The organism is Bradyrhizobium sp. NBAIM03 (assembly GCF_020194055.1).
In the GTDB taxonomy this organism is placed as follows: Bacteria; Pseudomonadota; Alphaproteobacteria; order Rhizobiales; family Xanthobacteraceae; genus Bradyrhizobium; species Bradyrhizobium yuanmingense.
The window spans coordinates 22,957-45,319 of sequence record NZ_JADYVS010000009.1 but is presented as its reverse complement, the minus strand read 5'-3'; the positions used below and the strand labels follow the sequence as shown (position 1 = coordinate 45,319).

At 65.1% G+C, this 22,363-nt stretch carries 17 protein-coding genes; 4 read left to right on the top strand and 13 right to left on the bottom strand.

The window, feature by feature from the left end:
• The first annotated feature begins 104 nt into the window (after positions 1-104).
• Positions 105-779 (top strand): isoprenylcysteine carboxylmethyltransferase family protein, encoded by a 675-nt coding sequence (locus tag I6F21_RS15570; protein WP_036027901.1) that lies wholly within the window; start codon positions 105-107, stop codon positions 777-779.
• A 22-nt stretch (positions 780-801) separates the two neighbouring features.
• Here the strand turns inward: I6F21_RS15570 and I6F21_RS15565 are convergent, their stop codons facing one another.
• The 10 genes from I6F21_RS15565 to flgB all read right to left on the bottom strand — a co-directional run bounded on the left by I6F21_RS15565 (position 802) and on the right by flgB (position 10,041).
• Positions 802-1,509: a glutathione S-transferase gene (locus I6F21_RS15565; protein ID WP_225183323.1), complete on the bottom strand. Its 708-nt coding sequence runs from the start codon at positions 1,507-1,509 to the stop codon at positions 802-804.
• A 253-nt stretch (positions 1,510-1,762) separates the two neighbouring features.
• Positions 1,763-2,443, bottom strand: coding sequence for a lectin (locus I6F21_RS15560; protein WP_225183322.1), 681 nt, complete (start codon positions 2,441-2,443; stop codon positions 1,763-1,765).
• 144 nt (positions 2,444-2,587) lie between these two features.
• Positions 2,588-3,601, bottom strand: coding sequence for a TIM44-like domain-containing protein (locus tag I6F21_RS15555; protein ID WP_225183321.1), 1,014 nt, complete (start codon positions 3,599-3,601; stop codon positions 2,588-2,590).
• 230 nt (positions 3,602-3,831) lie between these two features.
• The gene (locus tag I6F21_RS15550; RefSeq protein WP_225183320.1) at positions 3,832-6,420 is read right to left on the bottom strand and encodes a PAS domain-containing protein; all 2,589 of its coding nucleotides are present in this window, start codon (positions 6,418-6,420) and stop codon (positions 3,832-3,834) included.
• 155 nt (positions 6,421-6,575) lie between these two features.
• On the bottom strand, positions 6,576-7,655 hold the full coding sequence (flhB, locus tag I6F21_RS15545; RefSeq protein ID WP_225183319.1) for a flagellar biosynthesis protein FlhB: 1,080 nt from the start codon (positions 7,653-7,655) through the stop codon (positions 6,576-6,578).
• A 13-nt stretch (positions 7,656-7,668) separates the two neighbouring features.
• On the bottom strand, positions 7,669-8,439 hold the full coding sequence (gene fliR, locus I6F21_RS15540; protein WP_225183318.1) for a flagellar biosynthetic protein FliR: 771 nt from the start codon (positions 8,437-8,439) through the stop codon (positions 7,669-7,671).
• A 17-nt stretch (positions 8,440-8,456) separates the two neighbouring features.
• Positions 8,457-8,720 carry a flagellar biosynthesis protein FliQ gene (gene fliQ, locus I6F21_RS15535; protein WP_025037372.1) on the bottom strand — a complete coding sequence of 88 codons (264 nt, stop codon included), beginning with the start codon at positions 8,718-8,720 and terminating at the stop codon, positions 8,457-8,459.
• A gap of 140 nt (positions 8,721-8,860) precedes the next feature.
• Positions 8,861-9,175 carry a flagellar hook-basal body complex protein FliE gene (fliE, locus tag I6F21_RS15530; protein ID WP_036027907.1) on the bottom strand — a complete coding sequence of 105 codons (315 nt, stop codon included), beginning with the start codon at positions 9,173-9,175 and terminating at the stop codon, positions 8,861-8,863.
• A gap of 16 nt (positions 9,176-9,191) precedes the next feature.
• Positions 9,192-9,617 (bottom strand): flagellar basal body rod protein FlgC, encoded by a 426-nt coding sequence (gene flgC, locus I6F21_RS15525; protein WP_036013073.1) that lies wholly within the window; start codon positions 9,615-9,617, stop codon positions 9,192-9,194.
• 19 nt (positions 9,618-9,636) lie between these two features.
• Positions 9,637-10,041: a flagellar basal body rod protein FlgB gene (gene flgB, locus I6F21_RS15520; RefSeq protein ID WP_036013075.1), complete on the bottom strand. Its 405-nt coding sequence runs from the start codon at positions 10,039-10,041 to the stop codon at positions 9,637-9,639.
• A 350-nt stretch (positions 10,042-10,391) separates the two neighbouring features.
• On the opposite strand from flgB, the gene I6F21_RS15515 reads away from it, so the two are divergent.
• Both I6F21_RS15515 and fliP read left to right on the top strand, forming a co-directional pair.
• Positions 10,392-11,369, top strand: a complete 978-nt coding sequence (locus I6F21_RS15515; RefSeq protein ID WP_225183317.1) for a flagellar biosynthetic protein FliO — start codon at positions 10,392-10,394, stop codon at positions 11,367-11,369.
• Positions 11,366-12,124: a flagellar type III secretion system pore protein FliP gene (fliP, locus tag I6F21_RS15510; RefSeq protein WP_036013079.1), complete on the top strand. Its 759-nt coding sequence runs from the start codon at positions 11,366-11,368 to the stop codon at positions 12,122-12,124. The genes I6F21_RS15515 and fliP overlap by 4 nt, the downstream gene beginning before the upstream one ends.
• Positions 12,125-12,312: 188 nt before the next feature.
• On the opposite strand, the gene I6F21_RS15505 is transcribed toward fliP, so the two are convergent.
• From I6F21_RS15505 to I6F21_RS15495, 3 genes are all read right to left on the bottom strand, one after another.
• Entirely contained in the window at positions 12,313-16,029 is a 3,717-nt protein-coding gene (locus I6F21_RS15505; protein WP_225183316.1) for a tetratricopeptide repeat protein, read from the bottom strand.
• A 214-nt stretch (positions 16,030-16,243) separates the two neighbouring features.
• Positions 16,244-17,149 (bottom strand): tetratricopeptide repeat protein, encoded by a 906-nt coding sequence (locus I6F21_RS15500; protein WP_192893148.1) that lies wholly within the window; start codon positions 17,147-17,149, stop codon positions 16,244-16,246.
• A 65-nt stretch (positions 17,150-17,214) separates the two neighbouring features.
• The gene (locus I6F21_RS15495) at positions 17,215-17,841 is read right to left on the bottom strand and encodes a FecR family protein (protein WP_306469098.1); all 627 of its coding nucleotides are present in this window, start codon (positions 17,839-17,841) and stop codon (positions 17,215-17,217) included.
• 409 nt (positions 17,842-18,250) lie between these two features.
• On the opposite strand from I6F21_RS15495, the gene I6F21_RS15490 reads away from it, so the two are divergent.
• On the top strand, positions 18,251-22,342 hold the full coding sequence (locus I6F21_RS15490; protein WP_225183315.1) for a VCBS domain-containing protein: 4,092 nt from the start codon (positions 18,251-18,253) through the stop codon (positions 22,340-22,342).
• Positions 22,343-22,363: the final 21 nt, after the last annotated feature.

Sequence of the window (22,363 nt, the reverse complement as noted above, 5' to 3'; positions counted from 1 at the left end):
AGACCGAAGCGCCCGATCCGGTCGATCGGGCTTTTGGCGTGTCCGGCCGCATCTTTGCCGGATAGCTGCACCAGGATCATGCGCCGTTCACTCGGGACCTGCGCATGTTCGCACGGCTGCTATTGCGGAACACGGTGTTCGTCGTCGGCATGGGCGCGCTGCTGTTCGCGTGCGCGGGGACGCTGCATTGGCCGTCGGCCTGGGCCTTCCTCGCAACCTCAGCCCTGCTCGGCCCACTCTGCGGCTGGTGGCTCTACCGGACCGATCCGGCGCTGCTCGCCGAACGCCTGCGGCCGGTGCTGCAAAAGGATCAGCCCGCCGCCGACAAGATGTTCATGGCGCTGTTCATCGTCGCCATCCTGGCCTGGCTTGTCCTGATGGGGCTCGACCGGCGTGTTCGATCCTCTGACATGTCGACGGCGTTGCAGGTGCTCGGACTCGGGCTGTTCCTGGGCTCGACACTGTTCACCATGTGGGTGTTCCGCGAGAACTCGTTCGCCGCGCCCGTGGTGAAGCTGCAAGCCGAGCGCGCGCAGCACGTGATCTCGACCGGACCCTATGCCTATGTCCGTCATCCCATGTACAGCGGCATGATCCTGTTCTTCACCGGCGTGCCGTTGCTGCTGGGATCGTGGTGGGGACTTGCGATGATGCCGCTCCTCCTCGCCTTGCTCGCGGTCCGCATTCCGATCGAGGAGCGCACGCTGCGCGAGGGTCTGCCCGGTTACACCGATTACACGGCGCGGGTGCGCCATCGCCTCATCCCCGGCGTCTGGTGAACGCGCCAACTGCACGAAGCCGCTATCGGTCCAGCTCGCGATAGCGGCGGAAGATGCCCTGCTCGTTGAAGGGAATGCGGCGCTCGCTTGCGAGATAGGCCTGGATATTGGGCCGTGCGGCGATGCGGTCGTGCAGGCCGACGAGGCCCGGGACATCCTTCTCGAACGCCTTCATGCGCTTGGGGAAAGCATAACGCAGCCCATCGACGAGCTGGAACAGCGAGAGGTCGACATAGGTCAGGCGCCGGCCCGTCACGTAAGTGCCGCCGCTCCCGGCGAGAAGCCGCTCGAAATAGCCGAGATATTTCGGCACGCGCTCGTCCCAGAAGTCGGCCGTGCGCTTCTTCGCCGGCGCCTTCTGGTCCTCATAATAGAGCGAGGGTCCGAGCGGATGATGGGTGTCGTGGATCTCGACGACGAAGTCCGTGATCGTGAGCTGAAGCTGGTGCACCCAGAGCCTGCCGGCTTCCGTCTTCGGCGCAAGCCCATGGCGGGAACCGAGATAGAACAGGATGTTGGCGGTCTGGCCGATGACGAGCTTGCCCGCTTTCAGGAACGGCGGCGCAAAGGGCGGCGTGCCCTTCTGCGCGTCCATCATCTTCATCATCACAGCCGATCCGCGCGGACCGCGCGCGACATCGACGTAAGCGGCGCCCGCCTCCTCCAGCGCCAGCCGCACATATTCGCCGCGGCCCTGGATCTCGGGCCAGTAGTAGAGCTCGTATTTCATGGGGGAGGTCCGTGAGCGTGGAGGCGATCGGACCAATGTAGCACGTGGCTGAAGGTTCCGTCAGAATGAGGCGGAACGGCGGTTCAACATACGCCGTCATTGCGAGCGCAAGCGACTTGTCCGCCGAAGCCTTGGCGAAGGCGGAAGCAATCCTGAAATGCCTCCGCGGAGACACTCTGGATTGCTTCGTCGCAAGAGCTCCTCGCAATGACGAATGGAGAGAGCTCCGCGACGGTGGAGAGAACTCAGCGCCTCAATTCGCCGCGAAGCAGTACAGCAGCCCGTCGCCGCCGGTGGCCTTCAAATCGGCCTGCGAGCAGCCGCCGTCGGGACCGCGCGAGGGGTGAGAGCTATTCCAGGATTTCGAGGGTTCGTCGTCGCGCAGACCCCGGCGATCGAAATGGCCGACCATCGCGGCGCCTTGCGTGCTCGACGTCCAGTTCTTGCAGGTGCGATCGTCCGGCCCGGCGAACGCGGTGCCGTCCGGTTGCGATCCCGTGAGGATGTCGTGCCGGTTCGGCTGGTCGCCGGCACCATTGATGACCTCACCCTTTTCGCTGAGCGCGGTCTGCTTGGTGAGATTGTTCGTCGCGCCGTGCAGCTCGGCGACGTCCTTGGCGATCACCGTGCCCTTGGCGTTCTGCCACGGCCCCTTGCCGATGCGATCCTTAGCGTTGACGGCAAGTTTGCCGTCGGCGGCCTGCGTCGACAGATAGGCGCGCCAGGTCTTTGTGCCGGCGCCAGCGGCTTGTGCAAGCTTCTGGCATTGCGCGTCGGCTCCTTCGAGACCGCCGAGATCGGCGCCCTTGCCGGGGCCGTTGGAGGTCACGAAGAAGGTCATGTCGGCCGACTGCGCTTGCGCCGATGGGGCAGCAAGCAAGACCATGGCCAGCGCAACACCGGAAATCGTCATGGATTTCTCGATACGGATCATCCTGTCCTCCCAACGTTGTTTTTGTTCGCCGCCTGACTTCAACCCGAGGCGCCCCCGCTTATTCCGATGCCGTGCTGCGAGAGGCCCAAAAGAAAAGGGCGCCGTGCCGAAGCACGACGCCCTGGTTCCTCATCTCGTCCGCGATCAGTTGGTCTGCTGAATCGCTGACAATTCCCAGCCTGTGCCCGGCCGGCGGGCGAAGGTCCAGATCTCGGTCGCCTCGCCCGGCTGCTCGCTGCCGGCGACGATTGCGCCGGTGTTGCGATCCACCGTCTTGTCGGTGAGCGCGAAGCGCAGCGCCACCGTGGCATAGTCGGTCTCGCCTTCGCGCCAGGCTTCCGCGAGGTCGCCCTGCAACAGCTTCACTTCCGTGACCTTGTTGACCACGTTGCGGGCGCGGTTCTGGGCGAGGTCCTGCTCGAAATAGGAGACCATTTCCGGCGTCGCGAGCGTGTGCAGCTTGGCCACGTCCTCGTTCGACCAGGCGGCCTGGACGTCGCCGAGCAGGCGCTCGAACGCCTCATAGTCGTCCGGCTTGATCTCGAGCGGCGCGTTGTTGGCGCCGAAGCCGAAGCCACCGAGGCCGCCACCAAGGCCACCACCGAGACCGCTGCGATAGTTCGTCTGCGGTCCGGGCGCTGCGCCGGCCTCAACATTGGCGTAAGCCGCCCGCGGAGTGTGACGGCGCTGCCACCAGGACATTGCCAGCCGGACCACGAGCACCACCAGCGCGATCTGGATGATCAGGCCGATGATCGAGGACAGGCCGCCGAGGCCGCCGAACAGGCCGCCACCGAACAGCATGCCGAGCAGGCCGGCGCCGAGGAAGCCGGCCGCAAGGCCGCCCATGAAGCCGCCGGCGCGGCCAAACAGGCCGCCGCGCGCCGGCGCGGTCGCGGCCGAGTTCATGCCTGCGCCCGGCTGGGTGTAGGTGCGGTTGAACTGCGAGGCCGAGCCGGGTGCGGTCGTGGTCGGCGGCGGCGCCGAATAGGAGCGCGTACCGCGCGAACCGGACGACATGCCGCCACCCGCGCGGGCGTCGGCCGACGAGATCGTCAGCGCGGTCGGCAGCGCAAGCGCCAGCACGACGGCGATCGTGTTGAAGAATTTCCGGGAGCGAAGCGAGAAAGTCATGTGCGTTTCCCAAATCCCCGGCATGGGGACGTGCCCCTAAGATGGTCAGACTTCCCGAAAAGTGAAGCCGGTTTCGGAACTTGCGGCTGCGGCCCTCAGTCGCGGGGATGTGGCAAAAGCCCATATATGACAGGGGTTTTACGGGAACCATTGGAGGATGCTTACCGCCGGGTTTACGACCCGATTTCCGCTTTTCCCCGGGTCCGCGAGCCGAGCTGGCCCAGCAGCCGTCATTGCGAGGAGAGCGGCAGGTCTCACCCCTGCTTCGTCATCGTCTCCTTCACCGCCGCGACCAGCTGGCTGAGCGTGAAGGGCTTTGGCAGGAAGTCGAACTGCTGGCCTTCGGGCAGGCTCTTCTCGAAGGCATCCTCGGCATAGCCGGAGACGAAGATGAACTTGATGTCGGGGTTCTTCTCGCGCATTGCCTTCAACAGCGTCGGGCCGTCCATCTCCGGCATGACGACGTCGGAGACGACGAGATCGATCGCGCCACTTTGCTCGTCCAGCACCTCCATGGCCTCGACGCCGTTCTCGGCCTCGACCACGGTGTAGCCACGCGAGCGCAGGCCGCGGGCATTGAGCGCGCGCAGGCCCTCCTCGTCCTCGACCAGCAGGATGGTGCCCTGCCCGGTGAGGTCGGTACGCGGCTTCGCCTCTGCCGCCGCGGGGGGCGCGGCTTCCTTCGCGGCGTCGCTGGTCGCGCCGATTGCGACTGCGGGCTGCTCGACCTGCACCTCCGGTTCGGCGATGTGGCGCGGCAGGAAGATGTGGAACGAGGTGCCCTGCCCCGGCTCGGAATCGACGTAGATGAAGCCGCCGGTCTGCTTGACGATGCCGTAGACGGTGGAGAGCCCGAGGCCCGTGCCCTTGCCGACCTCTTTCGTCGAGAAGAACGGCTCGAAGATCTTGTCGCGGATGTCGGCGGGGATGCCGGTGCCGGTGTCGGCGACCTCGATGCGGACATAATCCGCGGCGGGCATACCCTTGTAGGCGAGCTTGCCCGAATCGTCGCTGGTGACGTTGGCGGTGCGGATGATCAGCTTGCCGCCGTCAGGCATGGCGTCGCGCGCGTTCACCGCGAGGTTGACGATCACCTGCTCGAACTGGGAGACGTCGACCTTCACCGGCCAGAGGTCGCGGCCGTGGACGAGGTCGAGCTTGACCTTCTCGCCGATCAGCCGGCGCAGCAGCATGGTGAGATCGGACAGCGCGTCGCCGAGATCGAGCACCTGCGGCCGCAGCGTCTGCCGCCGCGAGAACGCCAGCAACTGCCGCACCAGGGTGGCGGCGCGCGTTGCGTTCTGCTTGATCTGCATGATGTCCTGGAACGACGGGTCGGTCGGCTTGTGCGCGTTCAGCAGGAAGTCGTTCGCCATCATGATGGCGGACAGCACGTTGTTGAAGTCGTGGGCGATGCCGCCGGCGAGCTGGCCGACCGTCTCCATCTTCTGCGACTGGTTGATCTGGTTTTCCAGCGCGCGCCGCTCGGTGGTCTCGAGCATGTGCACGATGGCGGCTTCCGCCTCGGTCTCGGCCGAATCGACCGGCGTCACGAAGAACTGGCCCCAGCGTTCCTTGGCCCCTTCCAGCGCCACCTCGACCGGCGCGATATCGGCCTTGCCTTCGGCGGCCTGGTTGATGGCCGCGATCAGGAGGTGCCGGTCGCGCGAATTGACCGCGCGGAAGATCGACTTGGAGGAGGTGTCGAGCCCCAGCGCCTGACTGAGCTTGGCGTAGCGCGCATTGGCGCGCACCACGTTGCCGGCGCGATCGACGGTCGCGATCGCCATCGGCGTGTGGTCGAAGAAGCGCATGAAGCGCACTTCGGCGGCACGATCAGGGTCGCTGCGCTCGTCGCGGGCGCGGCTGATCACGAGCGTGCGCGAGGGCCCCGGCGCGCCGTCGGCGCCGAAGGCGAGCTTGTGATAGAGCCGCACCGGCATGGTCTTGCCGGTGCGCATGCGCAGGTCGATGTCGAACACCTCGGTCTTCACCTCGCCCGGCACCGCCACGATCGAGGTCAAGAGCGAAGCGCCGTCGCCGGAGACGATATCGGTAAGCTTCAGGCCGCCGGAGCCGATCTCGGCGAGGTCGTAGTCGAGCCAGTTCGCCAATGTCGCGTTGACATAGGCGAGCTCGCCGGCCGGATTGACCGAGAAGAAGCCGCACGGGGCGTGATCGAGATATTCGATCGCGTGCTGGAGCTCCTGGAACACGTCCTCCTGGCGTTCGCGGTCGCGCGTGATGTCGGCGATCGACCACACCGCGTATTTCGCCTCGCGCTTGCCGGTGCCGAGCGGGCGCACGCGCATGCGCAGCCAGCGGCCCTGATTGCCGTCATGGCCGGAGATGCGCACCTCTTCCTGCTGCCGCTTGCCCTCGCGGGCGGCCTTGAGCAGCCGGAACACGGCTTCCGAGACGTCGGGATTGCCGATGAAGACGCGCTCGACCGGGCGCACGTCCTGCGGGCCGGTGGCGCCGGTCAGCGTCAGATAGGCAGCATTGGAATAGACCACGTGTCCGCGCGCGTCGGTGACCGCGAGCCCGTCGAAGGCGTGATCGGAGATGCGGCCGATGATGGGATCGTCGAGATTGCGGTCGGCGAAGCGGATGATGCCGGCGGCGAAGGCGAACAGGTTGAACAGGCCGACCATCGCCAGCACGGCGAGGATACCGAGGATATAGGGCTGCGCCTGCGCGCGCCCGAGCGTCATCAGCCCGACGGCCACGGCGACGAGGCCGGCGGCCACCAGCAGCACCAGCGCAATGCTGCCCGAGCGCGGCGACGGCTCGTGCGCCGCAACGGGCTCGCGTGTGAGGTCGTGGTCGGTCTCGGCGGTCATTCTCGAGCTGGCGCAGCCTGTCGGCAGAGAATCAACGCGCCACCGGGCGCGTGGGGTCCTCCCTGCCTGAATCGGACCCTGAGGTGCAAGGGCAGCAGCGGCAAAAGGTACGCTGATTCCCAGATTACGGCCATTTCCGGTACTTTTCGGGCATCTTATCCCCGCCCGGCGCTGAATCCGCGCTTCAGGCGCATGACGTAGCCGATGACTTCGGCGACGGCATGGTAGTGCTCGGTCGGGATCTCCTGGTCGATGTCCACCGTGGCGTAGAGCGCGCGGGCCAGCGGCACGTTCTCCACGATCGGGATGTCGTGCTGGCGCGCGATCTCCCGGATCTTGAAGGCGAGATTGTCGACGCCCTTGGCGACGCAGATCGGCGCGGTCATGCCGCGCTCGTAGGACAGCGCTACCGAATAGTGGGTTGGGTTGGTGATGATCACGGAGGCCTTGGGAACCGCCGCCATCATGCGTTTCTTGGCGCGCTGCTGCCGCAGCTGCCTGATCTTGCCTTTGATGTGGGGGTCGCCTTCGGACTGCTTGTACTCTTCCTTGATCTCCTGGAGCGACATCTTCTGCCGCTGGAACCAACTTCGGTACTGGAAGAAATAGTCGGCGATGGCGACGATCGCGAGCGCGGCGACGACCGCGCCGAGCAGTTGGATGGTCATGCTGGTGCTGGCGCCGAGCATGGCGGCCGGATCGAGCCTGACCATCGCCTCCATGCGGTGCCGCTCCGGCCACAGGATCATGGTCATGACCACGGCCAAGGCGACCAGCTTGCCGATGCCCTTGAGAAAATTGGCCGCCGCCTGTTTGCCGAAGATGCGTTTGAAGCCGGCGCCCGGCGAAATCTTGTTGAACTTGGGTTTCAGGGATTCGGCCGACCAAACCAGCCGGTGCTGCAGCATGTTGCCGGCGATGGCCGCCAGCACCAGCATCAACAGGGGCACGCCGATCGCGGCAAGCACGGCGAGCTCGATCTGCTCCATCAGCGCGAGCAGGGCCTTGCCGTCGGTCTTGATCATCCAGGAATTGGCAAGCAGGTTGCGCATCGGCGTCAGCAGCCCGCTGCCGACCGAGCCCGAGAAGGTGGAGACGACGAGCGTGCCGCCTGCCATCATGAACCAGGTGTTGATCTCCTGGCTCTTGGCGACGTCGCCGCGTTCGAGCGCATCGTCGAGGCGCTTTTGCGTCGGGTCTTCTGTTTGACTTTCGGGATCGTTGTCTTCCGCCACCGATCGATCCCCCTCACTTGAGCGGCATCATCTGGTGCATGACACCGATGAAGTAGTCGAGAAAGGTGCCCATCATCGCGGTGAGCACCACGGCAAGCACCAGGAAGCCCGCGAAGATCGACAGCGGCACGCCGACGAAATAGACCTGCATCTGCGGCATCAGCCGCGCCAGCACGCCCAGTCCGATATTGAAGACGAGGCCGAACACCAGGAACGGCCCGGAAAGCTGCAAGCCGAGGCGGAACGCGGCGGCGAAGGCACGCGTCGCAAGCGAGGCGACGTCGCCGCTCGACACGGTCTCGCCCGGCGAGAAGATCTTGTAGCTGTCGTTCAGCGCCGCAATGACGAGATGATGGCTGTCGGTGGCGAACAGCAGCGTCACCCCCAGCATGGTCAGGAAGTTGCCGACCAGCACGCCCTGCTGGCCCTGCGTCGGATCGACCGAGGTGACGAAGCCGAGCCCCATCTGCTGCGCGATCACGGATCCCGCGACCTGGAGCGCCGACAATGTCACGCGCGCGGTCGCACCCAGGACGATGCCGATCGCGATCTCATGCAGCATCAGCACCAGCAGCGGCGCCAGCGAGCCCATGTCGACCTGATAGGCGTTGCGATGCAGCGGCAGGATGATGAGCGTGAGCAGCAGCGCGATCGACAGCTTGATCCGCGTCGGGATGTTGGTCTCGCCGAGGCCGGGCAGCAGCATCACCATCGCGCCGACCCGGGCGAAGGCGAGCATGAAGGAAGCGGCGAGCGCCGGCAGCAGCGAGACGTCGATGCGCATAATTCACGCATAGTGCCTCAGCCGCCTATGATTCGCGACGATATCCGCAGCATGTGGGCGTGCATCGAATCGGCCATGAACGGCAGCGCCAACAGCATCGTGGCAAAGATCGCGAGGATCTTCGGCACGTAGATCAGCGTCTGCTCCTGGATCTGCGTCAGCGCCTGGAACAGCGACACGATGACGCCGACCACGAGGCCGACCACCATCAGCGGCGACGACACGATCACGATGGTCCAGATCGCATCGCGCGCGACGTCGAGGGTCTCGGGTCCGGTCATTTGGGAGTTCTCACTCTGAAATTGTTTGTCGTCATTCGGGGCTCGCGAAGCGAGAACCCGGAATCCATTTAGCCGCAGCGTTGGTCGCACCATGGATTCCGGGCTCGCGACTTCGTCGCGCCCCGGAATGACGGCGCGCATCAGATCGGCATCTTCATAATGTCTTCATAGGCCGCGATGACGCGGTCGCGGACCGAGACCAGCGTGGACACCGCGACATCGGTGTCTGCGACCGCCGTAACCACGTCCATCACGTTGGCCTTGCCGGCGGCCATTGCGACCGTCTGCGCGTCGGACTTGCGGCCGGATTCCACGACGCTGCCGACGGCGTCCTTCAGCAGCGCGGCGAAGGATTGCCCGTTCGGTTCGCTGCCCTTGCCGGCGCCGGTGCCGGTGTTCTCCAGCACGCGGGCGAGGCTGGCGTAAGCATTGGCGGCAATTGTCGGTGATGCCATGGCTCAAATGTCCTGTTCAGCTCTTGAGGATGTCGAGCGTGCGCTGGATCATCCGGCGCGTCGCACTGATGATGTTGAGGTTGGCTTCGTAGGACCGCTGTGCGTCGCGCATGTCGGTCATCTCGACCACCGAGTTCACGTTGGGATATTTGACGTTGCCGCTGGCATCCGCCGCCGGATTGTTCGGCTCGTATCTGACGCGGAAGGCGGACTGGTCGGGCTTGATCCTGCCGAGGGTGACGACCTGCGCGTCGAGCGTGCGGTCGAGCGCGGATGAGAAGGTCGGCACCTTGCGCCGGTAGGGATCGCCGCCGGCAGTCTGCGCCGTCGAGTCCGCATTCGCGATGTTCTCCGAGATCACCCGCATGCGGCCGGCCTGCGCGCGCAGGCCCGAGGTCGCGATGGCCATGGAGCGGGCGAAGTCGCTGCTGTCATTTGCCATGATCCGCCTCCTTTAGGGCCTAACCTTTGCCGATCGCGGTCTTGAGCAGGCGCAGGCTCTTCGAATAGAGCGAGGTCACCGCGGCGTAGTCCATCTGGTTGCTGGCGGCCTTCATCATCTCCTCCTCGAGATTGACGGCATTGCCGGCGGGGCGGGTCTCGAAACCCGCGTTCTTGTTCTGGTCGAAGGCGGAAGGGGCCCCCGACGGCGCCAAATGCGAGGCGCTGGTCCGGGTCAGGACCAAGGGCCCCATGGACCCCGTGACGGCGCCGGCCTTGTCGAACTTCGGCTCGACCAGGTCGCGCGGCCGGAATTTCGGCGTGTCGGAATTGGAGACGTTCTCGGACAGGACGCGCTGGCGCTCCTGATGCCACTGCATCTTGGTGCGAAGCACCGACAGTTCCGGAATATCGTTGATGGACATCGTCGCGGCTCCCTCCGCCCCGACGGCCCTAGGGACCGCCGCTAGGCAGAATTTGCCGCCTGTATGGTTAACAGCTGGTTAAGGACCGGTCGTGATGCATGTCCCCAGCCGAAACTGATTCTTGCGCCCCGCCATTCGACGCCGCGAAAAGTGGCATTAACCCAGCCGTTTGGCGAGACGTGCACAGGGCAAGAAGTCGTTTTGGATCGGGCGATTCATGGGTTATTAAGAGTTGGGGACGGCAAAACTTGCCGTGGAACGTTAAGAAATCGCAGTTTGGGGCATCGTCCGCCGGTGGTCGATTCGACTGACCATGGGCACGAAAAAAGCGCCATTTGTCGGGGACAAGTATGCAAGGCAGCCCTATCACCTTCATCGTCGCGTTCATCGTCGTTCTGGCGTTGATCGGCGTCGCTGCATGGCTGGTTCGCCGATTCGCCGGTAGCCGCATCGGCGCCAACACTCAGCGCGGCCGGATGCCCCGCCTCGCCGTGATCGACGCCGCTGCGGTCGATGGCCGGCGCCGGCTGGTCCTGGTCCGGCGCGACAATGTCGAGCATCTGCTGATGATCGGCGGCCCGACCGACATCGTCGTCGAGCCCAACATCGTTCGCGCCGCGCCCAGCCGCGACCAGATCCCGCAACGTCCGAGTGCCGCCGAACCGCCGCGCCTTGCCCCCATGCCCGATGCCGGCGGCTGGTCCGACGAAGCGCCGCGGCCCGAGCTGCTCGATCATCCCGAGCCGCAAATGCCCGAGCCGCCGCCGCGGCCCGCGCGGCCATCCTTCGCCGACGAGGTGCGCCGGCCTGCGCCTGCACTGGCCGAACGCCGCAGCGAGCCGGCTCTGGGCGGCTTTACGCCGGAGCCGATCGCGCCACGTCCCGAGCGCGAACCGCGGCCCGAGCCGCTGCCGCCGCGCATCGCCCGCGGCGAGCCGCCGCTGATGCCGCGTCCGCCGCGCGGCAGTGAGCCGATGAAGATGCCGCCGGTGCGGGCCGAGCGCGCCGCTGCACCACCTCCTCCTCCTCCGCCCGTGCCGCAGGCTGCGCCCGTTCCGCCGCCGGCAGCGGCTGCCGCGCCCTCGAGCGCCGAGCAGAATCTCGCCGAAATGGCGCAGCGGCTCGAGGCTGCCCTGCGCCGCCCGGCCGGCGAAACGGTCGCGCCTCCGGTTGCGCCGGAGCCGCCGCCCGCTCCGGCGCGCGCCGCCCGCAGCGAGCCGCCGGCACCGCCCGCCGCGCCGGCGAAGCCGGCCGCGGAAAAAACCAGCTTTGAAAATCTCGAAGACGAGATGGCCTCCCTGCTCGGCCGTCCGAAGCCGTCTTCGTGAGGTTGCCGGCCCTCCCGCGTAGAGTTCTTTTCCTTTCTGTCCTGGTCGGCGCGGCTTCGCTCGCAATGCCGTCGCATGCCCAGGACATCAGCATCAATCTCGGCGGCGGCGCCGGTGGCGGCGGCGTCACCGAGCGCGCGATCCAGCTGATCGCGCTGCTCACGGTGCTCTCGATCGCCCCGTCGATCCTGATCATGATGACGTCGTTCACCCGCATCGTGGTGGTGCTGTCGCTGCTGCGCACCGCGATGGGCACTGCGACCGCCCCGCCGAACTCGGTGATCATCGCGCTCGCGATGTTCCTCACCTTCTTCGTGATGGGCCCGGTGCTGCAGAAATCCTACGACGAGGGCATCCGCCCGCTCGTCGCCAACCAGATCGGCGTCGAGGACGCGTTCCAGCGCGCCTCCGTGCCGCTGCGCGGCTTCATGCAGAAGAACGTGCGCGAAAAGGACCTGAAGCTGTTCCTGGACCTCTCCGGCGAGCCGCCGCCGGCCACGCCCGACGATCTCGCCTTACGCATTCTCGTCCCCGCCTTCATGATCTCCGAGCTGAAGCGCGCCTTCGAGATCGGCTTCCTGTTATTCCTGCCGTTCCTGATCATTGACCTCGTCGTCGCCTCCGTGCTGATGTCGATGGGCATGATGATGCTGCCGCCGGCGACGATCTCGCTGCCGTTCAAGCTGATCTTCTTCGTGCTGGTCGACGGCTGGTCGCTGGTGGCGGGGAGCCTGGTGCAGAGTTACGGGGGGTAAGGCTTCGTTCGCTGCTGCGTCCTTTCCGCTCTCAGCGGCAGCCCCCGCTCCCTCCTCGTCATTGCGAGGAGCCCTTGCGACGAAGCAATCCAGACTGCCGCCGCGGAAAGAGTCTGGATTGCTTCGCTGCGCTCGCAATGACGAGTTTGTGGCGCGGTCACGGGCCGCGCTTCGCGCGGCACCGAGCTCTACCGCGTCATCTTGATCTGCCGCACGACCGGGATCGTGGGCAGCGAGCCGGTGTGGTCGCTCGTATCTTTGGCCTGCGGCGCGCCGGGCGCGCGGGCGGTGGCGTCGGGGAAGCGCTGCTTCATCTCGCGCAGGAAGCCGTCGAGCGTGTCGACGCTGGCAGCGAGCTTGGCGATCTCGGCGAATTCGGCGCTGGAGGCTGCGGCCGGCTTGCTCGCAATGTCGAAGGCGAGACGGTCGGCGCTCTCGCTCATCAGCGGGGCGTATTTCTCGCGGAAGCGCGACAGGCCGATCGAGTCGTCGGCGAGGGCGTAGCCGACGGCGGCGCGGATGATGTCGCTCTTCTCGACCGCATTGAGCGGCTTGAAGTCGCGGAAGCGGTCTCCGTAATAGAGCTCGATCTGCTCGGCGGATTCGCGCCAGCGCCGCGCCGCCCAGAAGATGTCGGAACGCAGGCGGAGCACTTCCCGCCCGGCGACGTTGGAGACGATGTCGAGCGCAAGATCGTGACGGCCGACGTCGCTCTGCGCACGCGCCTCCAGCAGCAGGCGCTGCTGCCGGAGCTCCCCGGAGAGATCGCTGATGCGGCTCGCGCGCAGCGCGGTGATGGCCAAGTCGGGCTTGCGGTTGGCGAGATAGATCATGGCGAGGCGCGCGGCGACCTGGGCGCGCGCGGCGCCTTCGAGGCGATGATCGATCTGGTATTGCAGGAGCTCGGCGGCCTGATCGAGCAGATCGATCGAGGCGAGACGGTCGGCGAGACGGCGGATCAGCTCGTCGCCGCGGCGGCCGATCGGCGTCAGCTCGCGGAACTCGTAGAACATCCCGAGCGCCTCGACCGGCGGCAGCTCGTCGCCCTTCGGCCCGAGGAAGAGCTGCGTGAACAGCTCGGAGGCGAGATCCTGCGCCTGACGCGAGGCTTCGGCGTTCGGCTGCAGCCGCGTCGCGGTGCGCGCGGCGGTGAGCGCATCGCGGTAGCGCCCGTTCTCGGCATAGAGGCGCGACAGCATCTGCAGCGTCTTGACCTCGATCGCATCGCCGCGCCAGGTCATCGACAGCGTCTCGAGCTCGCGCAGCGCCTCTTCCTTGCCGATCTCGTCGCGCTTCTGACGCAGCGCGATCTCGAGCTGCTTGGCCTCGGCCGCAGCCGGACGGTCATTCGAGGCGACCGCGAGCTTGTAATCGTCGAGGGCATCCTTGTCGTGGCCGAGCGCCTCGGCGAGCCGGCCGCGCAGCACGGCGAAGCCTGGCGCGGCCTCGGGCGGAACGCCGACCACCTCGATCTCGCTGCGGCGCTTGGAGGCGCCGGCATAGTCCTTCACCTCGAGGGATGCGCGCATCGCGTCCATCGTCACGATGCGCTGGATGTCGAGCGGCAGCGAGGCGATCGCAAATTCGACGTTCTTGAACTTCTCGCGTGCATCGGCCCATTTGCCTTGGCGCGCATAAGCGAGCGCCTTCCAAAGCTGGGCATCGTGGCTGTTGCCGATCACAGGATTGGCGAGATCCTTCAGGCCCTGCGCCGGCCGGCCGATCAGGATGTTGGCGATCGCATGCATGATCAGCGCGCCGCTCTCCTCCTTGATGAGCGGATCGCTCAGCATCACGTCGGTCACGGCCTTGGCCTCGTGATACATGGCGCGCGACATGTAGAATTGCGCAAGATCGAGCCGCGGCAGCGAACGCAGCGCCGGCTCGACCGCCGAGATCGCCGTCATCAGTTCGCCCTGGCGCGCCATGAAGTTTTCCGACTGGCCCTTGCGCCAGCCTTCGGGACTGAAGATCGGGCGCACGGCGGTCGGCGCCCGCTCGGCCGAGATGTCGACCGGCGACAGGGTCAAGCCGCCCTTCTTGCCGAGAATGACCTTGTCGGAGCCGACCTCGACGCCGATCTCGTCGGAGTTCGGCCGGATCGCGATGCCGTGCGCGGATTCCAGCAGCGAGAGATCGACGAGGTCCTGCCGCTTGATGAAGCCGCGCACCGGCCGCAGCGCGGTGACGACATAGAGCGTGTCGCCGGCATCGGGATCGGTGAGCTTGTGCAGCTGGCCCGGATTGGCGAAGGGGATCGCGATATTGGCGAGCGCGGGATCGGTGATGTTGCGCGACATCATCAGCGGCAGCGGCGTCGCCTGGATCTTGTCGGCGAGCGTCAACATCCAGTTGGTCTCCTTGCCGACCTCCTCGCTCGTCAGCGAATAGACCAGGGGACGGGTGAGACGGATGCGCACCGCCTGCGCCTTGTCGAGCGGGACGCGGCCGACCTCGCCGATCATCGCGCCGCCCTTGGTGCGGATCGCCTCGACATCGACGGGCTTCGGCGTATCGAACACCAGCCACACGGTGTCGCCGCGGCGGAACGCCGCCGCCGGCGTTGCGACCTGAAACGGGAACGTCACGCGCAAGCCGTCGCTGTCGCGGCGCGCATCGACGCTGGCAATCGCGGGCGCGACCGGCACCTCGGCCGGCGCAGCCTTGACGGCGTCCTTGGCGGCATCCTTGGCGGCATCCTTGACCGGTTCCTTCGCGACCTCCCTGGGCGCTTCGACGGGCGCAGGCGCAGCCGCCGGCTTCGCAGCTTCCTTGGGCGGTTGGGCCGCTTCGGCCGCGGGAGAGGCTGCCGGTTTCGGCGCTTCGGCGGGCGGCAGCGCGGCGGGCGCTTCCACCTTCACCTCGGGCTTGATGTCGATCCTGGCCTCGCGCGCGATCGTCTCGGAGGTCGGCGGCGCGATCTCGCGATGGGCGTCCTTCTTCTCGGCGGCGGGCTTTTCCGGTGCAGGTGCAGCGGCAGCGGCAGCCGCCGGCCCGCGACCGACCGGCTTCATCTGCGCGATCGTCGCCTCGGGCGTTGCCGCCAACTTCCCCTTGTCGGGCTGGAAGGAGACGTCGACGACGTAGTTCTTCTCGTCGCGGAACGAATGCACGTCGGCATCGCCGATCAGCGCGATCTCGACATTGGTCTTGTCGATATCGGACTTCTGCTTGATCGAGGCGACGTTCGGCGGCGCGGCGAGAACCGCGTCCGCCAGGTCGAAATTGAGATTGGCGTTGAAGACGAGCGTCAGCTTCTGCTCGTTGAGCACGGAGGAGACGCCGACCCCGTCGGGCATCTCGAACACGAAGCGCACGAAGGTCGGCTGCACCGAGGCGCGCACGCGGATCGGCGGACGCTTCCTGGACTCCGCGGCGGCACGCTGGGCGCGCAGCGCACGCTCGGCCGCGCGTGCCCGCTCGGCAAGCTCCTTGACCACGTCCATGGGCAGGCTCGGCGGCGGCCCCTTCCAACCCTCGGGCAGCAGGTCGATGAAGGTGCGCTCGCCGGCGTTCATGGTGTTCACGGTGACGCGCCGCGCCAGCGACAGGCGGATGGCGCCGCCGTCAGGGTCGCGGCGGGCGGAATTGACGTAATCGGGCGCGCCTTCTGGAATGCGCTCGACGGGCACATCGACGGGCCGGTCGAAGCGGATGACGAGGATTGAGCCCGCGGTCGTCACCTCGGAGGGAACGTCCTCGCCGAGCTTGATGACGAGACGGGCAAAGCCGCCACCGGCTGAAAACGTCGCCTCGCCCCTGATCGGATCGGCCGCCCGGCCGGGCGCCGCAAGGCCAAGCAGGAGACAGGCCGCCAGCAAGGCCGCGGCGCGGGCGTGACGCGACAAGCTCCGCGCCGATGCGCGGGCTCGCGACACAAATCCAGCGGCAGCCTCTCGCGCCATTGGCGGCATTTCTTCCGGTTCGGCGGGCATGCCGGCACTGGCGCCGGCCCGTGCCGTCGACTGTAGGTCTGGCCAATTAAGGACTTGTTAATGCTATGTCTTGATTTGCGGGAACAGCATGCCGTGCCGGATGGAGCGGGGGCCGTTCCGCGAGTTTGAATTTGAGACGCAGGCGGTTAAGCAGTTGTTAACGGCTGCACGATGTCGCGGCCTGTCAGTCCCTTTGCGGCACCCCATAGCGGACAAAATCTTCGGCGATTCGGGCCTCGATCCTTCTGGCCGCCGAGATATCGCTATTGCCGCCGTCTGTGTCGCCGAGCTTGAATCTGGCGACCCCGCGACCGTACAGCGCGCTCGCCAGCTTGGGGGCGTACCGCAGCGCCGCGTTGTAGTCGTCGATAGCCGCGGAGAGTTGTCCCATTTTCAGATTTATCAGGGCTCGCGAATCGTATGTCGCGGCGTTACCTGCTCCCGATCGAAGCACCATCTCGCAATCCTCCATCGCGGCCTGCAAGGCGCCGAGGATGGCCCGGGCCCAACAGCGTCCGCTCCAGGCCGCCTCCAGCTTCGGGTCAAGGCGAATTGCTTCGTCATAGTCCTGCGCTGCACGGTCGTACGCATTCCTCTTCAAGAACGCTGCCGCACGGTTGGCAAAGGCAGTGGCATAGTTGGGGTTGAGCTTCAGCGCCTCCTGAAAAGCGCCAAGGGCAAGGTCGTGCGAGCCCGTCCTCAGATAGGCCACTCCGAGGTTGTTGAAGGCCTTCGCATAATTCGGGTTATGCCGGGTCGCTGCGACGAAATCCTTGATCGCGCCTTCGTAGTCGGCTTTGGCGCTATGGGCATTGCCCCTGTTGTTGTGGGCGACGGCAAAGCCATTTGTGCTCCCCTCGCCCGCATCGATAAAGGCCGTGCAGGCCTCGATGCGAGCTTCGGGCGAGACCCGATCTGACCCGTTACATAGCTCGATATTCTTGAGTGAGCTGCTCTTCTTCGACGTCTGCGCCAAGCCTGACGAACCGGAGAGTCCAACGATCAGAATGAGCATCCCTGCCCTGATGACACTGGCCCGTGCGATTTTCACACCAAGCGCCGAACTCCGCGAGCGAAACGAAGCACTCATGTTGCGTCTCTCTGCCGGGCCGGACGCTGCGCCGGCATCACGGCGGCTTCGGCCGAGCAAACTTCTCAGCATCCCCGACAGATAATGAGCCTGCGATTGGCGCTTCGATCGGGCTCCGGCGCCGCGCCGGCCGGCGGCTTCTTCAGGACCTTGCTTTTGCCCTCTTCGATCAGCGTCGAAAATTTGGCTGACCCGTCATCAGAAATCTCGATGTGCGGCGTCGTACCTCGGATCCCCAACGTGGCAACGGGCGTATCGACCTTCATATCGCCGGTCTTCGCAACATTGCCCGCAACAAAAGTGAACGTTCCCTTGGCAAGACTGAACAGGGTCGCGTTGGACTTGCCGGCCGGCTCATACACATAGTGATCCAGCACCATACGGGCGTTGCTCGATAAATTGAACGAGCTGCCGTCGCTAAGATTTATTCCGACCCGGCCGTCGTCTCCGGTCAGCACCACGTCACCAAGATATACGGGATCACCCCTCTTGGCCTGGCCGGGCTCACTTGAGACATTCGCTTGAACGATCACTGCGCCCGCATGTTCGATCGTGACGGAGCCTGTGGCCGTCGCCACCTTCCCGATCGGTTTGGAAGACGAGCTGGCGACGGCGGGCCCGGTGGAATCGACTTGCGCTTGAGCCGCACTCGGCGAGAAATTGGCTAGCGCCAAGACCAAGCCGGTCGCCAAAGCGGCTGTCGTAGGTCTGCACATGATCCGCCCTTTCCGAGAAGATCCTATCGACTAGCGGCGGCTCATTTCTTGAACCGCTCTTGAACCGCGAAGCGCGGTCGCAATAAATAAACTTCTTGTTTAATAATTTTAATCGTCCTAATTTACCGTAACGCTACGGAAGCGCCACAAATTAAATAAGCTCTCGTTTGTCAATTTAATCACTTTAGCGGGAGGGATACGCGCCGGGAATGGCATTACGCGCCGCCGTCCCCGCGCCATGCGTCTCTCTGGACCAGACTTGATGATTTCGGCGGGCAAGCCTTCGGCTGCCGGCGCCCAGGACATTTGTCCCTTGGCGAGGGCCGCCCCGAAAGACCATGGCAGCACGCCGAGCCTGAATTGATCACCCAGGCGAGGTCGAGCCATGTTGGTTGCATCCGATGTCCCGGTTGGCAATAGGGCCGCCGCGGCCCTGCCAGTCCAAATCATTGGCCATATTCATACAGCGATCGGCCGCGGTACGCTCACGCGAGCCAGTGGCGTCGCCACACAGGCCGTAGCCGGCGCGCCTGTCTACCGGGCTGACGTGATAGAGACTGACGCCGACGGACAGATCACGATTCGCTTTATCGACGGTACTTTCTTCAACATCTCCTGCGACACTCGCCTCGCGCTGAGCGAATTCGTCTTCGACGTCGAAGGCACGCCACCTACAGCCCTGTTCGACGTGACCCGAGGCAGCTTCAGTTTCGTACCAGGTCGGCTGGCAGAAACCGGGTCTCTCCAGCTGAATACGCCAATTGCAGGCATTCGCGCCCGAAGTCACGCGGGCGGTTTCGGAATGCTGACGCTTGCAGCATTGACTTTCTCGGTTGCGGAAAATGCCGAGGCCGCGGACCCGGACGTCACATTCCTGGATGACGACTCCATCACTTACAAGGACCTTGCGCACGGCGCATTTGAGCTCGTGACCAAGGAGCCAATCCCACGGCACATCATCGTCGATGATCCCGGCGAAACGATCATCGTCAAGAAAGTGGGATCCACCATCAGTGTCAATCAGGTCGCGAACTCGGCCGCTCGCATGGACGAGTTGCGCGCCGCACAGCAGGACGTGCTCGCCAATCTGGACGGACAGGGGCCGCATGGCTCGAGCACGCCTCCCTTCGTCAAAACCCAATCGCTGCAGCCGATCAATTTCATTCAGCCCGACGCGCCCTCGCTGCAGAATTTGCTGGCGCCTGTGTCGCCATTCGCCATTCCCGTTTTCGACCCCATACCGCCGACACTCAGCACCGGAGCGGGGCCGACCGAGCTCGATACGGTGGTGTTTGATACGTTCACTGCGACGAGCGGAATCTTCGCTGCCAGCAGCACCAGCGGCAGCGCCAAGCTGACCTTTGGCGTCATAGGGGCGACCGCCGGCGAGACGGTCCTCGGCGGAGTGACATACGACCTGTCAAAGCCCGGTCCGTACGGAACGCTCTACGTCAACAGTACGAGCGGCGCCTACACGTTCGTGCCTGACAGCATCGCGATCAACGCGCTGAAGGCGCCCACGACCGACAGTTTCGTCATCACGGTTTCCGACGGCCTCAGTTCTGCGAGTCAGACGTTCACAGTCACCATCAACGGTGTCGACGACGCTGCAATCATCTCCGGCACCACGACTGGCTCGATCGTCGAGGCTGGCGGCATTGCCAATGGAACGCCCGGCACGCCGATTGCGACCGGCACGCTTTCCGATACCGACGTCGACGACCCACCAAATACGTTCACGGCCGTGAGTTCGCCAACGACGAGCACCGGCGGCTATGGCACCTTCACGATGACGGCTGCCGGCGTGTGGACCTACACCGTGGACAATTCGAACCTCGCAGTGCAGAGGCTCAATGCCGGCCAAACGCTAACCGACAGCTTCACGGTGACCACGATCGGAGGCACGCCCCAGGTGGTGACGATCACCATCCAGGGAGCCAGTGATGCAGCGGTCATCTCCGGCGACACGACCGGCGCCGTCATCGAGGCTGGCGGCGTCGCCAGTGCTAACCCCGGCACGCCCATCGCGACCGGCACCCTCACCGATACCGACGTGGACACGATCGCAAATGCATTCACGGCCGTCGGCTCGCCGACGCAGAGCGCCGCCGGCTACGGCACCTTCACCATGACGGCTGCCGGCGTGTGGACCTACACGCTCGACAACGCCAACGCTGCGGTGCAGGCGCTCAATACCGGCGAAACGCTGACCGACACGTTCACGGTGACCACTCTGGATGGAACCGCCCAAGTGGTGACGGTCACCATCCATGGCACCAACGATGCCGCCATCGTTTCCGGCACCACGACCGGTGCGGTGACCGAGGCCGGCGGCGTTGCCAATGCGACACCGGGCAGCCCGAGCGCAACCGGCACGCTGTTTGCCGCCGACGTCGACAATGCGTCCAATACCTTCACTGCGGTGAGTTCGCCCAAGGCAAGCACGAATGGTTATGGCACCTTTACGCTAACCGCCGCCGGCGCGTGGACCTACATGCTCGACAATGCGAGCGGCGCGGTGCAGGCGCTGAATGTCGGGGACACACTCACCGACAGTTTTACTGTCACGACCCTCGACGGCACGCTACAAGTGGTGACGATCACCATTCACGGCAGCAACGACGCGGCCCTCATTTCCGGCACCACGACCGGCTCAGTGACCGAGGCAGGAACCTTCTCGCCCGGCGCTCCCATCGCGACTGGCACGCTGACCGATACCGACGTCGACAACGCGCCGAATACGTTCACCGCGATCTCTTCACCGACCGCGAGCGACGACGGATACGGCACCTTCACGATGACCGCAGCCGGCGCATGGACGTACACCCTCGACAACAACAACAGCGTGGTTGAGGCTCTCGATTCCGGCGACACCCTGACCGACACATTCACGGTGACCGCGATCGACGGTACCACGCAGACGGTGACCGTCGCCATTCATGGCGCCAGCGATGCCGACCCCAACGATTTTGACAACCTGGCCACCGGATCCGTCGTGATCTCCGATCCTCCGAACGTGTACGGAACGCCGGGGAGCGAAACCATCGCCGGCGGCGGCGACACAGGTCAGCTCATCTATGCGGGAGCCGGCAGTGATACGGTCAATGGGACCGGCAAGACGGACGTTCTCTATGGCGGCTCAGGCAATGACACGATCAAGGGCAACGATGGCAATGATGCCATCTACGGCGGCTCGGGAAACGATACGGTAAACGGCAACAACGGCGCCGATACCATAACCGGCGGATTTGGTGCGGACCAACTCACCGGCAGCAATGGCAACGATCGTTTCGCATATTTGTTCGTTGCCGATTCCCGTGCCGGTCAGTTCGACACCATCACCGACTTCGCATCGGGAGCGGACAGGATCGACCTGACCGCCTTTGGCGCGCTCGGGTTTGCCATCCTGGCGTTGAGCTCAACCAACACGACGGTGCCGCCACATACGATCGCCTGGATCTATGACAGCGCGTCGAACGAAACCATCGTGTACGTCAACTCAACGGACCAGACCCTGCACATCGGCGATTCCAGTCTGCTCGAAATCCATTTGCAGGGGATTGCAACCGTCGATGCCTCGGACTTCATCCTGGCGCCAGCGGCGCCTGTAGTGGCGGTCGCCAGCGAGCTGACCGACCTCACCGCAACCCTGCAGAGTGATGCGGCCGGGCTAATGACGATCACTTCCGAAATCTCGTCCGACTCCGGAAGCGGCGACGGCACGCTCCTCGCAGAGAGTCCGGACATCCAGTCAAGCGAGCCGCTCCACAACCTGGATACGCCTTCGGACCAGATCGAACAAACTGAATATTCGAGCATCTCCAGTTCGGACCCGATGCAAACGCCCTCGACCGAAACACTCGCTATTGTTGCGGTAGCTCCTTCGGGCAGCGGACCGTCTACGATGTCGCAATACGTCGCCGCACCGACGGAGGCCAGTTTTGTCTTCGACCACCTGGCCGGTCCCGACACAGCATTGCTGGCCAAAAGTGGCGCGATTGCTGGAAGCGGCCACATGCCTGACATTGCCATCGCCGCGCTGAATTTTGACCAGAATGCCGCCGAACAGCACGCCGGGCGCGGGCTTGCACCGGGGAACAATGCCGGGAATCACGGCGCCTCGCCTCAAGGAAACGCCGACGAGGCGGCGCATGCCCACGGTCGTGCCAACGATGGAATGGCAGAGGCGACGCTCAATCCGAGCCTTCTGAAGTCGTCGAGCGGAGGCGCCAACCATTCGCTTGCAAGCGAGACGCAGCAGCTCGGCGAGTCGTTCAAGTTCAAGGATAACGCTTCGCAGGGCTCACAGCACAGCGTGGTGCCGGATCATCTAGACCTCGCCGGTCATCCCGGCCACGCTGGAGGATTCCACGGGCTCGAACTGGCGTTCACGCCTGAACCATCTCCGCCCGATGTTGATCCGCCTCATGGCCCAAGTCCGGCTCACGGCCACGGCTTGCACGATCTGATCTTGTGACGCCCCGAGCCAATGGGCTCT

Bases quoted from the DNA above. Each gene is read 5' to 3' on its own strand.
- I6F21_RS15555 (WP_225183321.1), bottom strand. From the start codon at position 3,601: ATGCCGGGGATTTGGGAAACGCACATGACTTTCTCGCTTCGCTCCCGG.
- I6F21_RS15550 (WP_225183320.1), bottom strand. From the start codon at position 6,420: ATGACCGCCGAGACCGACCACGACCTCACACGCGAGCCCGTTGCGGCG.
- flgB (WP_036013075.1), bottom strand. From the start codon at position 10,041: ATGTCCATCAACGATATTCCGGAACTGTCGGTGCTTCGCACCAAGATG.
- I6F21_RS15565 (WP_225183323.1), bottom strand. From the start codon at position 1,509: ATGAAATACGAGCTCTACTACTGGCCCGAGATCCAGGGCCGCGGCGAA.
- I6F21_RS15500 (WP_192893148.1), bottom strand. From the start codon at position 17,149: ATGAGTGCTTCGTTTCGCTCGCGGAGTTCGGCGCTTGGTGTGAAAATC.
- flgC (WP_036013073.1), bottom strand. From the start codon at position 9,617: ATGGCAAATGACAGCAGCGACTTCGCCCGCTCCATGGCCATCGCGACC.
- fliE (WP_036027907.1), bottom strand. From the start codon at position 9,175: ATGGCATCACCGACAATTGCCGCCAATGCTTACGCCAGCCTCGCCCGC.
- fliQ (WP_025037372.1), bottom strand. From the start codon at position 8,720: ATGACCGGACCCGAGACCCTCGACGTCGCGCGCGATGCGATCTGGACC.
- I6F21_RS15560 (WP_225183322.1), bottom strand. From the start codon at position 2,443: ATGATCCGTATCGAGAAATCCATGACGATTTCCGGTGTTGCGCTGGCC.
- I6F21_RS15505 (WP_225183316.1), bottom strand. From the start codon at position 16,029: ATGGCGCGAGAGGCTGCCGCTGGATTTGTGTCGCGAGCCCGCGCATCG.
- I6F21_RS15490 (WP_225183315.1), top strand. From the start codon at position 18,251: ATGTTGGTTGCATCCGATGTCCCGGTTGGCAATAGGGCCGCCGCGGCC.
- I6F21_RS15515 (WP_225183317.1), top strand. From the start codon at position 10,392: ATGCAAGGCAGCCCTATCACCTTCATCGTCGCGTTCATCGTCGTTCTG.
- fliR (WP_225183318.1), bottom strand. From the start codon at position 8,439: ATGCGCATCGACGTCTCGCTGCTGCCGGCGCTCGCCGCTTCCTTCATG.
- I6F21_RS15570 (WP_036027901.1), top strand. From the start codon at position 105: ATGTTCGCACGGCTGCTATTGCGGAACACGGTGTTCGTCGTCGGCATG.